Source organism: Streptomyces sp. S3(2020) (assembly GCF_013044505.1).
GTDB lineage: Bacteria > Actinomycetota > Actinomycetes > Streptomycetales > Streptomycetaceae > Streptomyces.
Genome location: NZ_JABERD010000003.1, coordinates 97,756 through 114,003 on the forward strand (window position 1 = coordinate 97,756; position 16,248 = coordinate 114,003).

Consider the following 16,248-nt stretch of genomic DNA (forward strand, 5'->3'; position numbering starts at 1 on the left):
TGACCATGATCGACCGTGAGTCCCTTGTCCGCCGCCACTCCGTCGAGATCACCCGACCCGATTCCTCTCATGTCCTGACAGTCGGCAACGGTGACTTCGCGTACACCGCCGACATCACCGGCATGCAGACGTTCACCTCCTATCACGACCCGTCCGCGGCCCTCGCCGAGCAGCGCCTCGCCGTCCCCAGCGCGACGCTGTCGAACTGGGGATGGCACTCGATGCCCAACCCCGACGAGTTCGTCCTCGATGACGCCATGTCGACTTATGAGACGGCACGTGGCCCGGTCCGGTACCCGGACAAGTTCGACGTCGCCTCGATGAGGGGCGGCGAGGTGGCGGAGGAGTTCCGCGCCGGAGCCTGGCTGCACATGAACCCGCACCGGATCGACCTCGGACGGGTCGGACTGTGTCTGCGCCCCGCCCCCGGCGCCGCGCCCGAGACGGACCCGGAGGTGCTCACGAACCCCCGCCAGCGACTTGACCTGTGGTCGGGCACGATCAACAGCAGCTTCGAGTACGCCGGTCAGGAGGTGCGGGTCACCACGGTCGCCCACCCGCACCACGCACAGGTCGCCTTCCGTGTCGAATCGGAGCTGCTGGCGTGCGGTCTCGCTGGGGTGGTCCTGAGATTCCCCTACGCCAGTGACAGCTTCTTCCAGACCTCCGACTGGACGTCCTCCGACCGGCACGAGTCGACACTGGAGCGGCTGGGGCAGCGAGCGGCCAGGATCCAGCGCGTGCTGGACGACACGACCTACGCGGTACGGCTCGACTGGACCGAGGGCTCGCTGGCCGCGACCGAGGTGCCTCACGAGTTCGAGGTGTCCGGTTCGGCGAACAGGCTCGAGCTTGTGGTCGACTTCGCTCCTGACGGCGAGCCTGCGGGCGGCACGTTCGAGACCGTGGCCAGCACGGCCTCGGCCTGGTGGCGCGACTTCTGGACCTCGGGTGCCGCCGTCGACTTCACGGGCAGCACCGACCCGCGGGCGGCGGAGCTGGAACGGCGCGTCGTGCTGTCGCAGTATCAGACGGCCGTGAACAACTCCGGCTCCCTCCCGCCCCAGGAGTCGGGACTCGTCGCCAACTCCTGGTTCGGCAAGTTCCATCTGGAGATGCACTGGTGGCACGCGGCTCACTTCGCGGCCTGGGGGCGCCCCGAACTGCTCGCCCGCAGCATGGACTGGTATCTGTCCATCCTCGGCTCTGCGCGCGAAACGGCCCAGCGGCAGTGCTACGAGGGCGCTCGCTGGCCCAAGCACGTCGGCCCGGACGGCCGGGAAAGCCCCTCGGACATCGGCGCCTTGCTCGTCTGGCAGCAGCCCCATCCCCTCTATCTGCTCGAACTGCTCTACCGCAGCAGGCACGAGGACCAGCGGGCGAAGTTGGTCAGCCGGTTCGCCGAACTCGTCGACGAGACGGCTCGGTTCATGGCTTCCTTCGTGGAGGAGCGCGACAGCACTTACCACCTGCCCGCGCCCGTGATGCCCGCGCAGGAGTTCTACGACGCCCGGACCACCGAGGACCCCACCTTCGAACTCGCCTACTGGTGGTACGGGTTGGAGATTGCCCAGTCCTGGCGCGAGCGCCTCGGCCTGGAACGTGACAAGCGGTGGCAACACGTCCAGGACCACCTGGCCGCGCCGCACCAGGATCCGGAGCGCGGGACGTACACGGCGATCGCGACCGAGCCCTATCTTCGCCGCGACGACCACCCCTCGATGCTGTTCGCCCTAGGTGTCGTCCCCGCCGGTCCGCTCATCGACGCGGGCACGATGGAGGCAACGCTGCTCGATGTTCTTGACGACTGGCAGTGGGAGTCCGCATGGGGCTGGGACTTCCCGGCCGTGGCCATGACCGCCACCCGAGTGGGGCGCCCGGACCTCGCCGTGGACGCCCTGCTCATGGACACACCGAAGAACACGTACTCGCTGGTCGGCCACAACCCGCAGTTCGGCAGCGCCCTGCCGCTGTACAACGCGGCCAACGGCGGTCTGCTCGCTGCTGTGTCCCTCATGGCGGCCGGTTGGGACTCCACAGACGCCGCCGGTACCGAATGCCCGGGCTTTCCGCGCGATGGCAGCTGGCAGGTCCGGCACGAGGGCTTCACCGTCTGGCCCTGACGGACCGGACCGGCCGTCGGTGAGACGGCCCGGAGATCTCGGAGCGGCTGGGCGGGCGCCGGTTCCCTGACGAAACCGGTTCCCTGCCGCTCTGAGGTGGCGGGGCGGCCCGCGCCACACACAGGGTGGCGCGGGCCGCCCCGCTGTACCTTCATGCCGGCGGCGAGCGACCGCAGAGGCGCAACGGCGCAGGCCCACGCCGACTCGCCGACGAAAACGGTGAAGTACGGTCTGTCCGGTGACGAACCAGCGAAAGCCACGAGGTCCGTATCGCAAGAGCGCGGAGCGCCGGGAACAGATTCTCGAGGCTGCCTACGAAGCCATCGACGAGCACGGAGAGCGAGCCTCACTCCAGGACATTGCCGACCGGGTCGGGGTGACACAGCCGGCGCTGACCTACTATTTCCCCACGCGTGACGAACTGCTTCTCGCGGTTCTGGACCGGCGAGATGTGGTGGGTAAGGCCTTCGCCGACGAGGGCCGGACCATGATCGATGGCATGGTGGCGAGCACGCGCCACACCACCGACCATCCGGGCCTGGCCAAGCTGTACGTCACACTCTCCGCGGCGGCCACGGATCCTGAGAGCCCGGCGCACAGCTATTTCACCGAGCGCTACCGGAACCTCGCGGGCGAGATCACCCAGTATGTTCAGCAGCAGCAGCGCGACGGTGAGGTCCGGGCCGACGAACCTGCCGGCCACCTGGCCAGGACATTGCTCGCGGTGCTGGACGGCCTGCAGGTCCAGTGGATGCACGACCCTTCGGTGGACATCGCCGCGATCGCGGAGACGTTCACGCGGATGCTGCTGCCTTCGACCGGCACGGGGGAGTCGGAAGTGGCCGGCTGACCGGGCTCGACGGTTGCTTGCCTCGGCGGGCGGCGCGTGCAGCGCGCCCCGGCTCCCCGTGCGGGCGGAGCCTTTGTACTCCGGGCGCGGAGGCTGGCCCTGAAGTTTTTTAGATGATAGATTTTCGGCCGGAGGACGCTCCCACGGGTCTTGGTTTTCTCTCGGGGCGATCTACTCGCGGCCGGGGGCGGGATCCGCTCGGCCGGTAACACGAGCTGGTATCCACGACCTGGCGCGAAGGATGTCGTCGCGCTCAGGAGCGGGTCTCCGACCACCCGGCCGTTCGACAAGGCGGGCGCGGCCTGCACGGGGTCGGACGCAAGGTCCGCCCGAGGTCCGCCGTCACAAGGCCGGGCCCGACCACGAGCGATCCCGCGTCGGCGAGTCGACCATCGTCGACGCACGCGGGATGCGACCCCGCGCGGACGCTGTCGCATCCATCCTGGCGTCCGTACCCGCACTTCCCCGGCGTCCCTGTGTCCACCGACCACCTGACCGCGAGCCTGGAGGCGATCCGATGAGCCGCAACCCCGACCTTCGCCACGACTTCCTGTGGGGTGCGTCCACCTCACCGCACCAGATCGAGGGGAACAACCTCAACAGCGACTGGTGGCGCACGGAACACCAGAACGAAGGCCGCCTGGAGCCCAGCGGCGACGCGTGCGACAGCTACCACCGCTACGGCGAGGACATGCGGCTGCTGGCAGACGCGGGTCTGAACGCCTACCGGTTCGGCATCGAGTGGGCGCGCGTCGAACCGGAGCCCGGAGAGTTCTCGCGGGCCGAGCTCGCCCACTACCGCCGCATGATCGACACGGCGCGCGGCCTCGGCCTCGAACCCGTCGTCACCCTGCACCACTTCACCGGCCCTCGCTGGTTCGCCGACGAGGGTGGATGGGCGAGCCCGACCGCCGTCGACCGGTTCACCGCGTACGTCGAGCGCGTCTGCGGCATCCTCCACGACGTCACCTGGGTCTGCACCATCAACGAGCCCAACATCCTGGCCATGATGAGCGGTATGGCGGCGGCGATGGCCCAGGGCGTGGATCTCAACCTCGGCGCCGACGTCCGGATGCCCACCCCTGACCAGGACATCGGGGAGACCCTCGTGCGCGCGCACCGGGCCGCCGTGGGCGTCGTGCGCGAGCGCACCTCGGCAAAGGTCGGATGGACCGTGGCGCAGCAGTCCCTGGTTCCCGCGCCCGGCAGCGAGAAGATCTACGCCGACCTACGGTGGGCCTGGGAGGATCTCTACCACCACGGGGCCCGCGGGGACGACTTCCTGGGGGTGCAGTCGTACACCAGCCAGACGGTGGACGAGAACGGCATCGTTCCCGTGCCCCAGAGTCCCGACAACACCCAGACCGGCTGGGCGTATCGGCCCGACGCGCTCGGCATCGCGCTGCGGCACGCCTGGGAGGCCACCGAAGGGATCCCGTTGCTGGTCACCGAGAACGGCATCGCCACCTCCGACGACACTCGCCGGATCGCCTATACGGCCGAGGCGCTGAGGCACTTGTACGGAGCCGTCGCCGAGGGCATCGACGTCCGCGGGTACCTGCACTGGTCGGCACTGGACAACTTCGAATGGGGTAACTGGGCGCCGACGTTCGGGCTGATAGCCGTCGACCGTGAGACGTTCGGGCGCACGCCCAAGCCGAGTCTTTCCTGGCTCGGCGGTGTCGCCCGCAACGGCGGCATTCTGGAAGCCAGGGCCTGAGGGCGAGGGCTGCCTGCGGCTGGCAGCCATCGTCGGGTGCCGGAAGGGTCGGACGAGGTCATCCCGCTCTCCCGGACGGCGACGGAGGCCGGCCGCGCCCGGAAGTGCAGACGCCCAGACCGCAGTGCACGGCTCCGGCTCCGACGTGCAGGCGAGTTGGTCAACCGGACGGGGTCAAGTGGTCCCACCCTCGATCAACTGGAAACGGACCTCGGCGCGCGCGCCGATGAATCCCCCCTTGTCCAGGCGGGAGAGGATCGATTGCACGGTCGCCTCCGTCACCAGGGACGTGTCGTACTCCATGGTCGTCAGTGGGGGAGTCGTCAGGCGGGAGAGGGGGGTGTGGTCCATGCCGATCAGTGCCAGTTCGTGTGGCACCCGCCATCCTCGGAGTGCTGTGGCGTGCAGCAGGGCGGTCGCCACGTCGTCGTTGTAGCAGCCGATGGCGAAGCCCGGCTCGCCGAGTTGGTCCAGTGCGGCCACCGCGTCCTCGGCGTTGATCCCGAGAGTGAGGATCCGCGGGTCGTCGATGTCGCGTGCACGGCATTCGTTCACGAACTCACGTTCGCGAGGACCGCCGAAGGTGTCGCTGCGCGCATCGCGCAAATGGGCATAGGCGAGTCGCCGATAGCCCCGATCGATCAGGTGGCGCGCCTGCAGTCTGCCGATCTCGGAGTTGGAATCAGGGTGTGACGAGCTCTCCGGGTCGATCGCCTCGACGCCTCTACGCTCAAGCAGGTGCCTGTCGTCGTCGGAGAACGGAGTGAGGGACAGGACTGCCCGCGGTTTCATGCCGATGACGAGGCGATCCAGCGACGCTGAGGTGTGTGTCGAGAGCCGGAGGACCAGGGCGAGTCCGCGCTTTGACAGTTCGTCGGTCAGGGCTCCGTAGATGTCCTGAAGGTTTCCACCGAAGGTCGTGTCGGGGATGAGTGCGATGACGATGTCACTTGAGCCCTTGGCCAGGGTGCGCCCCGCGGCGGAGGGCTCATATCCGAGTTCGTCGACGGCTTGGTGCACCCGTGCGCGTGTCTCCGCCGCGAAGTGCTCTCCGCGGCCGTTCAGGATCTGACTGACGGTGGATCGCGAGACACCTGCCCTGTCGGCGACGTCCTGACTGGTAGCGATCACCGCTGCCTCCCTTGCCTTGAAGTTCAGGTCGCCCAGACGTCATTGACGCGCGACACTTACAGTTTACATCGCTATTGACGCGCGTTAATAAGCTCTGCTTTGCTTTTGACGCGCGTTAACGGACGAGGACCTGTCACCGCGCGGTACCTGGACCACGACGACGTGTCGGGAGCCTTACATGGCGAGCTCCGCCTTCAGCGACATACGGGCGCATCGCCCGGCCGCGGACAAGACAACGGACATCCGGGCAGTGCTCGCCGCCCTGCCCTTGGACGAGAAGCCCGCTCTGCCGTCAGGGAACGGGGCTTGGTGGACGTCGGACGCGGCAAGCTCGGGGGCTTCCTCGGTGGTGGGCACCGCCGGGCGGCAGGGGGTCCGATCGGGCGCCCCGGCTACCGAAAGCCTCCCCTGGGGGGCGACTCACCGACTTCGTCTGTTCCAACCGACCGACCACGGTCGTCGGAGTGGGCGAAAGCGTTGGGTGAGGCTGCGACGCAAGGTCACCGGCACCGCCTCGGGGACCTGTGGGGACGCGGCGCGGGCAAAGGTCGGCGACGTCAACTCGCGGGTCGAACGCCTTGTCCGCGAACTCAAGATTTTCGCCAAAAGCGACTTACGCCCCGGTGGTCTGCGCCCGTAGAGGCGGGGCCGCACGTCGGGGACCTGCCGTTTGTGACCGCCTGCCACGAAGGGCGGCGGCTTCGCGCTCGACCGGACCCACGATCTGGATTCAACGGTCACGGAACGGCGGGCAGACGTGGTCGTCGTCTTGCCGCCAGCGCAAAGCGCCGGAGTCGGGTCACGGCCACCCATCGGGACACACTCCGAATCGTTGACATGGCCGGGAGCGTCCAGACCGCCGCCAGGTCTCCATGAGCGGAGGCCGCCTGTCACTCGCCTTCGTCATCGAGCTGCCCGCGGCAGCGCCCCCACTCCCTGGGTCGGCCACTGCGTGCCCAGCCCAACCCGCACGCCGACTCCGGAGGACCCCGCAAGTCCCCGTACCACCTACTTGAAGGACCGCACATGTCACAGAAACTAGCCACCACCGAGGACACTTCAGAACCAAACGCCAAGATCCGGTTTGGTGTCCGGCACACACTCATCCTGCTCGCCCTGGTGTGGACCGCGCAGATTCTCCCCATCGTGAGCATCCTGGCCGGCAACGCGCAGTCCGCGATCGCGATCCACTTCCGCACCACCCAGATCGCCTGGTTCAGTCTGCTGGGCGTCCTGATCGGTACGTTCATCATGCCCTTCGTGGTGAAGGCCGCCGGTGTGTACGGCAAGAGGCGCGTGATGATCGTGATCTCAGTGCTCGGGCTCGCCGGCGACGTCATCGCGGCCGTCGCGTCGAACTACGCGACGCTGCTCGTCGGACGCGGCATCGCAGGCTTCTACGTACCGATCGCGGCGCTCTCCTACTCGATCGCCCGTGACGTGTTCCCCCGCCACCTGGTCGGGCCTGCCAGTGGACTCATGGGAGGCGGTCTCGGCCTGGTCGGGCTCGGCGGCCCGTTCCTCACCGGGTGGGTCATCGACGACTTCGGCTTCCGCGGCGCGCTGTGGGCCATGGCGCTCGCCACGGCGCTCAGCCTGGTGCTGCTGATCGCCGTCGTGCCCGAGAGCCCTGTCCGCGAGGAACGGGCCCGCATGGACTGGCTGGGCGGAGTGCTGCTCGGGGGTGGCCTCACCGCCATCGTGTACGCCATCGGGAAGGGTGCCGAATGGGGCTGGACCAGCGGCAAGATCTTCACCTACATCGGTGCGGGCGTGCTGGCGCTGCTCGCCTTCGCGGTCGTCGAGAGCCGTGCCGCCCACCCGCTGTTCCCGGTTTCGATGCTCAAGCGGCGCAGGGTCTGGTCCGTGCTGATCGCCACAGCGGTGGTCGCGGCGGCGGTCTATTCGGTGGGCACGGTCATGCAACTGCTTGCCCTCATGCCCAATATCCCCGGCATGTCCGCGGGTCTGGGCTGGTCGGCGACGGACAACGCGATCTACACCAGCCCCATGAGTGTCCTGATCATCACGGTGTCCGTCGTGACAGGCGTTCTGGCCCGACGGATCGAGCCTCGCGTCCTGTTGGGCACGGCCGCGTTCTTCGCCGCCGCCGGCTTCGCTCTCGGCTCTTCTCTCCACCACTCGGTGTCCGAGATCATCATCATGGGTCTGGTAGCCGGAGTGGGCACGGGCATGACGGCTGCCATCGTGCCCATCATGATCATCGCGGCGGTTCCGCCCGAGGAGCAGGCGCTGGCCAATGGGGCCCAGAGCATGGTGCAGGGCGTCGTCCAGGCAGTTGTCCTCCAGGTCACCTTCGTGGTCATGGCCAAGGGCGGAACGGTTGCGAAGGGCACCCAGTTCTACAGCGACGGCGGCTTCACCAACGGGTTCTGGCTGATGGCCGGCTGTGTCGTACTGGGTGGTCTCCTCATTCTGCTGATACCGAAGGGCAAGGGACTCGACCAAGCCGAAGTCGGCCAAGCGGTCGCATGACCGAGTCTTTCCGGGCCGGTCCCTCCGGGGGACCGGCCCGACCCCCTGACGGTCCCACTGGGCGCCCATGCCGTTCTCGGACGGAGCCATCGGCGGCCTCGTCATCTCGCGCGCCGTCCCCTTTCGCTGACGCGCACGGACGCCCGCCGCGTTTCCGTCGCGACAGCTGCCCGCCACCCCTCACCGTGGACCCCGCCCGGTCCGGCACAGAAGGACATCACATGCAGAAAGTAGCCCCGCAGTCCCTGTCGCTCGAACAGAAGGCGTCGTTGCTGACCGGCGGTGGCTTCTGGTCCACCGAGGCTCTCCCCGAGGAAGGCATCGAGGCGATCGTGCTCGCCGACGGTCCACATGGTGTCCGGCGGCAGAAGCACGGCACCGATCATCTGGGTCTGCACCACAGCGAACCGGCGACGTGTTTCCCGCCCGCTGTCGCGGTGGGATCGAGCTGGAGCGAGGACGTGGCGGCGAAGATCGGCGCCGCTCTCGCCGAGGAGGCCCGGGCGCTGGGAGTGGACGTCCTGCTCGGACCCGGCGTGAACATCAAGCGCTCCCCGCTCGGCGGCCGCAACTTCGAGTACTACTCGGAGGACCCGCTCCTGTCCGGGGTGCTGGCCACCGCCTACGTGAGAGCTCTTCAGGCCGGTGGCGTCGGGGCGTCGTTGAAGCACTTCGCGGCCAACGACCAGGAGACCGAGCGCATGGTCATCAGCGCCGACGTCGACGAACGAACGCTCCGGGAGATCCATCTGGCTGCCTTCGAACGCGTCGTCACGGAGGCCGAACCGGCCACGGTCATGTGCTCGTACAACAGCGTCAACGGCGTTCAGGCCTCGGAGAACCACTGGCTTCTTACGCAGGTACTCCGAGACGAATGGGGGTACTCCGGCGCGGTGATCTCTGACTGGGGCGCCGTGCGCTCACGTCCCGCGGCGTTGAACGCCGGTCTGGATCTGTCCATGCCGGGACCTGGCCATCATGCGACGCAGGCGCTGGTCGAAGCCGTACAGGCCGGCCATGTCGAGGAGTCGGCAGTGGACCGTGCCGCGCAGCGCGTGCTCGCACTTGTCGGGGCGGCCGGCCGCCGACCGGCCGCCGTGGACCTGGACGCCCATCATGAGCTGGCCCGCGAGCTCGCGGCTGAATGCGCGGTCCTCCTGAAGAACGAGCGCGGCACACTCCCGCTCGACCGGCCATCCTCCCTCCTCGTGGTCGGAGAGTTCGCGACCACGCCCCGGTACCAGGGCGGTGGCAGCTCGCACGTGAACGCGACTTGTGTCGACGTCCCGCTGGAGTTCATCGAGACCCACGCGGCTGCGTGCGGGGCCGAGGTCACGTACGCGCGGGGCTTCGACACTCATGGTGAGGACGGCGGCGCTCTGCTCGAGGCTGCGGTGCGTGCCGCGACCGAGGCCGAGGTGGTCGTCGTCTTCGCGGGTAATCCGGAGGTCGAGGAGACCGAGGGTCTCGACCGTGAACGTCTCGAACTCCCGCCCGCACAGGTTGAGTTGATCAAAGGGGTCGCCGCAGCCGCTCCGCGGACCGTGGTCGTGCTCGCGAACGGAGGGGTGGTCTCGCTCGGTGAGTGGCACGACGACGTAGACGCGATCCTGGAGGGGTTCCTCCTGGGCCAGGGCGGCGGCGCGGCGATCGCCGCTCTCCTCTTCGGTGCGGCCAACCCCTCCGGCCGGCTCGCGGAGACGATCCCGCACCGCCTCCAGGACACGCCGACCTATCTGTCCTTCCCGGGCGAGCAGGGACATGTCCGCTACGGGGAAGGGGTGATGGTCGGCTACCGCCACTACGAGACGGTCGGCTCCCCGGTCCGTTATCCGTTCGGACACGGCCTGAGTTATACCGACTTCGAAGTTTCCCAGCTGCGGGTACAGGTCGACGGACCGGCCGAGGCGACGGCGGTAGCCACGGTCACCAACACCGGTGCCCGAGCCGGCAAGTACGTGGTGCAGCTGTACGTCTCCACCGGCGTCGGCCCGGTCCGGCGCCCGGAGCGCACTCTCGCGGCGTTCGCCAAGGTGCACCTCGAACCAGCGGAGACCAGGACCGTCCGGCTCTCCCTGGACCGGCGGGCGTTCGCGTACTGGGATCTCCCGCTTGCGCGGTGGGTCGTCCCGGGCGGTGCCTACACGGTCCAGGTCGGGGAGAACGCCTCCACAGTTCTCCGCGAGCAGCTCGTCCACCTTGACGGTGACGGCATCCCACCGACTCTGTCGTTGCAGTCGGACGTCGGCGAATGGCTCGCGCATCCCGTGGCGGGGCCCCCACTCAGGGGCCGTCTGATGCCGCTCATCGCGCAGGGCGGCCCGGAACCCGGTGACGACAGCGACGAGATGCGCATGGTGGCTTCGCTGCCGATGAACCAGATCCTCAACCTGAGCGGCGGTGCGATCGACGGTGACTGGCTCGTGTCGCTGCTCGACAGCCCCGGCGCAGGGACCTGAGCACCGCGAGAACGCGCCCTGCGCGCATCCCGCCCCTGTCTCCGGCCTGCCATCAACGCAAGAAAGGGCACATCCCTCTTATGACCTCCGGCCCCCGCTCCCGTACAAAAGCAGCCGTCTGCAACCCGCTCAATCTTCCGTACCGCTATCAGGACGTGCGCCCCATGGGCGCGGAGCGGACCGTGCATCGAGAGGCGGCTGACCCCGCCATCGTCTGGTACCGGGGCCGGTTCTACCTTTTCGCCTCGATGTCGGCGGGGTTCTGGCACTCGACGGACCTGATCACCTGGGAGTACCGCGCGACCCAGAAACTGCCCGCGCTCGACTACGCACCCCACGCGCGCGAGATCGACGGAGTCCTGTACTTCGCGGCTTCCCGACTGACGGACAGCCCGATCTTCCGCAGTGAGGCACCACTCGCGGACGACTTCACCCTGGTGAACCCAGGGTTCCCGTTCTGGGACCCGCACCTTTTCCAGGACGATGACGGCGCCCTCTACCTGTACTGGGGCTGTTCGAACAAGGAACCCATCACCGGCGTCCGCCTCGACCCGAGGACACTGGACAAGGCAGGCGAACCGGTCCCCCTAATCAGCGGCGCTCCCGACCGTCACGGCTGGGAGAGGATCGGGGAGAACCACGTCAAGGCCGAGCCCACCACGGAGCGGGCGAAAATCATCGCCCAGTACCTCGGCGACTCCCCGTTCGTCGAAGGCGCGTGGATGACACGGCACAACGACACGTACTACCTCCAGTACGCCGCACCAGGCACGGAATGGAACACGTACGCAAACGGGTACTACACAGGACCCTCACCGCTCGGACCGTTCGCGTACTCGCCCAACAGCCCCTTCTCCTCCAAGCCGGGAGGCTTCGCCACCGGAGCCGGTCACGGCAGCACCTTCCAGGACGAACACGGCAATTGGTGGCACGCCGCCACCATGCGTGTCTCGGTGCATCACGAATTCGAGCGGCGCATCGGGCTGTTCCCGGCCGGTTTCGACTCCGACGGCGTCCTTTTCTGCAACCAGAACTTCGGGGACTACCCGATGCTCGTTCCCGACCGGCGTATCGACCCGTGGACGGACACCTTCGCCGGGTGGATGCTGCAGTCGTTCCGGACCATGACGACAGCGTCCTCGTCCGCTGAGGGCCACGAACCCGGACTCGCCGTCAACGAAGACATCCGAACCTGGTGGACCGCCGGAACCTCGCAGCCCGGTGAGTGGCTCCAGACCGATCTCGGCGAAGAACGCACCGTTGCAGCGATTCAACTCAATCTCGCCGACCAGGACCTGACGCGTCACGCCCCGGCGAGGACCGACGGTGAGCAGGGCAACGGAGCCTGGAGAGCGATCTACCCGGATCCCCAGCCGACCGAGGTCCTAATCGAACTCTCGTCAGACGGCCAGGAATGGCATGCTGTCGCGGACAATCGAGGTTCGGGCGAAGACTCTCCGCACGCATTCGTGGTGCTTGACCCCGCACGACGAACTCGATTCGTAAGAGTCACAGCCGGCAGAATGCCGTTCGACGGACCATTCTCGGTCAGCGGACTCCGCGTTTTCGGTATCGGCGACGGAGCAGCACCCTCAGCCACCACCACGCGAGCGAAGCGCGTCGACGACCTCACGGCAACGATCGAGTGGGACCCCTGTGAGACGGCCCAGGGGTACAACGTCCGCTACGGCATTGCGCCCGGCAAGCTGTATCACAGCTGGCTGCTCTACGAGCAGAACGACCTCGATCTGCGAAGCCTGAACGCGGGACGCGACTACTGGGTCGCGGTCGACTCCTTCAACGAGAACGGAGTCACCCCGGGCCCAGTCCTGAAGATCACCTGAAGACCCGCGCGGCCACACGCCTGGCTACCCAGCCCCCCATCAGGGGATAGCAACACCGGTGGGGCAGGTACCGCACGCATGCTTGATCGGTCCCGGCCAACGGCACCGCGGCACGCCCCCAACCAACGAAGGACACAGAATGAGCATTCCGAGTCGCACCCTCGGCGGGCGCCTCGCAGTCGGAGCCGTGGGCTTCGGTGCCATGGGCTACGCCGGTGCCTACGACCAGTCGGCCGCCGGCACCGAGTCGCCCGTGGACCTGATCGGACGGGCGCTGGATCTCGGTGTCACCCTGCTCGACACCGCCGATCTCTACGGTGACAGCGAGGAGGTACTCGGCCGTGCGTTGACGGGGCGCCGAGAGTCGGTCGTTCTTGCCACCAAGTTCGGCATCGTGGCTCCGCCGATGGGCGGGAATCCCCCCGTCATGAACGGCTCGCCCGCCTACATGCGTGAACGCATCGAACGTTCCCTCACTCTTCTGAAGACCGACTACGTCGACCTGTACTACCTGCACCGTGTCGATCCCGATCTGCCGATCGAGGAGACCGTCGGCGCCATGGCCGAACTCGTCTCCCAGGGCAAGGTGCGCTACCTCGGGCTGTCCGAGGCTGCCCCGGACACGATCCGCCGGGCGCATGCCGTGCACCCGATCACGGCGGTGGAGACGGAATGGTCGCTGTGGGCGCGTGACATCGAAACCGAGATCTTCCCGCTGGCCCAGGAACTCGGCATCAGCGTCGTCCCCTACAGTCCGCTCGGCCGTGGCGCGCTGACCGGGACCATCACCTCGCGCAACGACCTTTCCGAAAACGACTGGCGACGCACCATGCCCCAATACGCCGAAGGCACGCTGGACAAGAATCTCACCACTCTCGACGTCGTGCGGGATATAGCGGAAGCCCACGAGGCCACGCCCGGACAGGTGTCGCTGGCGTGGCTGCTGGCCAAGGCGCCCGACGTCGTCCCGATCCCAGGCACTCGCCGCATCGCCTACCTCGAGCAGAACGCCCAGGCAGTCAACGTGGTACTCACCGCGGACGACATCGCACGCCTCGACGCCGTCACCGTGACCGGCGAACGAGAGTACATGGCTGACAACTGGACATCGGGGGTCAGCCCTCAACTGAACCAGTAACGGGTGAATCGGATACGGGGTGGGGGATCCGTAGCGTTCAAGCAGCCAGGGGACAGCCCGGTGATCGAGACGGGGGCACGGGACGCGTTCCAGGCCGGTTGCCGGTGCGGGTGGCCTCGGGCATGGTGCGGGCGCATCCGCGTTCACCACGGCCTCCATTGCGTCGGCCTTCGAGGCCGGATGTGCGTGTCACCGGGGAGGCGTGCCGCGCTCCGCGGTCACCGTTGGCACGGCAGGACATGAGGAGTCGGGCGTCCAAGGAGCCGACGTGCAGGTCCACGGCGACGTCACGGGCGGTGTCCGTGACGTCGCCCAGGTCCCTGTCCTACAGGTCGATGCTGAAGCCGAGGCTGAAGTCTCGGCTGAGCTGTTCTCCTTCCTGCGTTCCAGACGGCAGAGTCCCCCGCCGAGGACTGGCAGCGTGGCTTCGGCCGTACCCACGTCACCGCTGGAGATTCAGAGCATCCAGGACGCACACTTCCCCACTCCTGGCCCACGGCGGTGAGCTCGGCGGCCGGACGCGGGATGACCGTGCTCATGTCGATGAGCGGCGCCCTGGGCCGGGTGCGCTGGAGCACGCCGTCATCGCCAACTACGACCTCGGCGAAGCCCTCCGCTGTGGTCCCGCTGCGGGACCACCGGCCGAGACAGGACGGTCGACCGTTGCGACGACTGCGGTTGTGGCCCGTGACCTCTTCGTGAAGGCCAGGAGGAGGTTGGCCGCCAGGAGGCCTCCCATGGCGTCGGGACCGATGAAGGCGATGGAGCGGAACCTCTCCGTGAGCCGTGTCCATGACTGGCCGTGGAGGAAGTACGCCCTCGCTCATGATGATGGAAAAAAGATGTCCTCTTTGATGGCCAAATGATTGATTCAAGGGCTTCATCAATCCCTCGGCGTGGACCTAGCGTTGCGAGCACGTAAACGGCCTTGCCGTCGGCCGTGCCGCACCCTTTGAGGCGCGCCACGGCCGTGTTCTGACGGCTTGCTGAAGGGAGAGGGCAATGGCGCCTGTGGAGTTGCTGATCGGCAGCCGGTGGCAGTCGGCCAAGGGAACCGGACAGATCCGGGAGGTCAGGTCACCGTTCGACGGTTCGACGGCCGGCACCGTGGCGCTCGCCGGAACGGAGGACGTCGAGGCTGCCCTCGCGGCGGCGGAGCGCGGCGCGGCGGTCTGGCGCCGTACGCCCGCCCATGAACGGATGCGTATTCTGCTGCGCGCCGCAGAACTCGCCGACGAGCGGGCCTCGAAGACCGCCCAGACCATCAGCGCGGAGTCCGGCAAGACCATCACGGAGGCCACCGGCGAGGCGTCCCGTTCCGGCGACCTGATCCGGCTGGCAGCCTTCGAGGGAACACAGCTCTACGGTGAGACGCTCCCGCTCGACGCCAACCGAGGCACCGGGCAGGACAAGGTCGGCTTCACCCTGCGCCAGCCCTGCGGGATCGTCGTGGCCATCACGCCGTTCAACTACCCGGCGCTGCTGGTCCTGCACAAGCTCGCCCCGGCCCTGGCCGCCGGCAATGCGGTCATCCTGAAGCCGGCCACCAGCACCCCGCTGACCGCCCTTGAACTGGCCGGGTGCTTCGTGGACGCGGGCCTGCCGGAAGGCGTGCTCTCGGTGCTCGTCGGCTCCGGGGCGGTGCTCGGCGACGCCCTTGTCACCGACCCCCGAGTCCGGAAGATCTCCTTCACCGGCTCGACAGCCACCGGAGAACACATCTCCCGCGTCGCCGGAGTGAAGAAGCTGTCCCTGGAGCTGGGCGCCTCCTGCCCCGTCATCGTGCTGCCGGACGCCGACATCGAGGCCGCCGCGAGTGCCGTCGCCGCCGGTGGATACGTGAACGCCGGACAGGTGTGCATCTCCGTCCAGCGAGTGATCACCCACCCCGCCGTCACCGGTGACTTCCTGGACGCTCTCGTCCCCAAGGTCGAGGCCATCCGCACCGGCGACCCCTCCTCCCCGGATACGACCATGGGCGCTCTCATCACCACGGCGGAGGCGGAGCGCGTCGAACGGGCCATCGCCCAGGCCGGTGCGGACGGGGCCCGCGTCCTGACCGGCGGTTCGCGCGACGGAGCGGTGGTGCAGCCCGCAGTGGTCGCTGACGTCGCCCCTGAATCCCCGTTCAGCCAGCAGGAGTTGTTCGGTCCCGCGGTCGCCGTCAGCGTGGCGGAGGACTGGGAGTCCGCCATCGCGCAGGCCAACGGCACCGCCTACGGCCTCGGCGCCGGCATCTTCACCGCCGACATCGCCGGAGCGGTACGGGCCATCCGGGAGATCGACGCCGGTTCCGTCCACATCAACTGGACGCCGCTGTGGCGCGCCGACCTGATGCCGTACGGCGGCCTGAAGGGCAGCGGTTACGGCAAGGAGGGCCCCCGGGCTGCGGTCAGCGAGATGACCGAGGTCAAGACGGTCATCCTGCACGGCCGTCCCTGGTGATCCTGTTGCCCCTCTCGTACAAGCCCCGATCAGGAGCCGACT

General features: G+C 68.0%; 9 protein-coding genes. 8 read left to right on the plus strand and 1 reads right to left on the minus strand.

Annotation, left to right across the window (positions count from 1 at the left end; all coding sequences use genetic code 11):
* The first annotated feature begins 5 nt into the window (after nucleotides 1–5).
* The 3 genes from HLK59_RS02220 (at nucleotide 6) to HLK59_RS02230 (ending at nucleotide 4,693) form a co-directional block, all read left to right on the plus strand.
* Complete coding sequence (locus HLK59_RS02220) at nucleotides 6–2,123, plus strand: hypothetical protein (protein ID WP_206326677.1); 2,118 nt, start codon at nucleotides 6–8, stop codon at nucleotides 2,121–2,123.
* A 238-nt stretch (nucleotides 2,124–2,361) separates the two neighbouring features.
* Entirely contained in the window at nucleotides 2,362–2,973 is a 612-nt protein-coding gene (locus HLK59_RS52290) for a TetR/AcrR family transcriptional regulator (protein WP_171139442.1), read from the plus strand.
* A gap of 517 nt (nucleotides 2,974–3,490) precedes the next feature.
* A complete protein-coding gene (locus HLK59_RS02230; protein WP_171139443.1) occupies nucleotides 3,491–4,693 on the plus strand; it encodes a family 1 glycosylhydrolase in 1,203 nt (400 codons plus the stop codon).
* Between the two features lie 174 nt (nucleotides 4,694–4,867).
* Here the strand turns inward: HLK59_RS02230 and HLK59_RS02235 are convergent, their stop codons facing one another.
* The gene (locus tag HLK59_RS02235; protein WP_171139444.1) at nucleotides 4,868–5,824 is read right to left on the minus strand and encodes a LacI family DNA-binding transcriptional regulator; all 957 of its coding nucleotides are present in this window, start codon (nucleotides 5,822–5,824) and stop codon (nucleotides 4,868–4,870) included.
* Nucleotides 5,825–6,850: 1,026 nt separating this feature from the next.
* Between HLK59_RS02235 and HLK59_RS02240 the strand changes: the two genes are divergently transcribed.
* From HLK59_RS02240 to HLK59_RS02260, 5 genes are all read left to right on the plus strand, one after another.
* Nucleotides 6,851–8,320, plus strand: coding sequence for an MFS transporter (locus HLK59_RS02240; RefSeq protein WP_171139445.1), 1,470 nt, complete (start codon nucleotides 6,851–6,853; stop codon nucleotides 8,318–8,320).
* 221 nt (nucleotides 8,321–8,541) lie between these two features.
* A complete protein-coding gene (locus HLK59_RS02245) occupies nucleotides 8,542–10,779 on the plus strand; it encodes a glycoside hydrolase family 3 C-terminal domain-containing protein (protein WP_171139446.1) in 2,238 nt (745 codons plus the stop codon).
* A 164-nt stretch (nucleotides 10,780–10,943) separates the two neighbouring features.
* Complete coding sequence (locus HLK59_RS02250; protein WP_206326679.1) at nucleotides 10,944–12,623, plus strand: family 43 glycosylhydrolase; 1,680 nt, start codon at nucleotides 10,944–10,946, stop codon at nucleotides 12,621–12,623.
* 187 nt (nucleotides 12,624–12,810) lie between these two features.
* On the plus strand, nucleotides 12,811–13,761 hold the full coding sequence (locus HLK59_RS02255) for an aldo/keto reductase (RefSeq protein ID WP_346779626.1): 951 nt from the start codon (nucleotides 12,811–12,813) through the stop codon (nucleotides 13,759–13,761).
* Between the two features lie 1,002 nt (nucleotides 13,762–14,763).
* Nucleotides 14,764–16,206, plus strand: coding sequence for an aldehyde dehydrogenase family protein (locus HLK59_RS02260; protein ID WP_206326681.1), 1,443 nt, complete (start codon nucleotides 14,764–14,766; stop codon nucleotides 16,204–16,206).
* Nucleotides 16,207–16,248 lie beyond the last annotated feature (42 nt).

Bases quoted from the DNA above. Each gene is read 5' to 3' on its own strand.
- HLK59_RS02250 (WP_206326679.1), top strand. From the start codon at position 10,944: ATGGGCGCGGAGCGGACCGTGCATCGAGAGGCGGCTGACCCCGCCATC.
- HLK59_RS02220 (WP_206326677.1), top strand. From the start codon at position 6: ATGATCGACCGTGAGTCCCTTGTCCGCCGCCACTCCGTCGAGATCACC.
- HLK59_RS02245 (WP_171139446.1), top strand. From the start codon at position 8,542: ATGCAGAAAGTAGCCCCGCAGTCCCTGTCGCTCGAACAGAAGGCGTCG.
- HLK59_RS02260 (WP_206326681.1), top strand. From the start codon at position 14,764: ATGGCGCCTGTGGAGTTGCTGATCGGCAGCCGGTGGCAGTCGGCCAAG.
- HLK59_RS02240 (WP_171139445.1), top strand. From the start codon at position 6,851: ATGTCACAGAAACTAGCCACCACCGAGGACACTTCAGAACCAAACGCC.
- HLK59_RS02230 (WP_171139443.1), top strand. From the start codon at position 3,491: ATGAGCCGCAACCCCGACCTTCGCCACGACTTCCTGTGGGGTGCGTCC.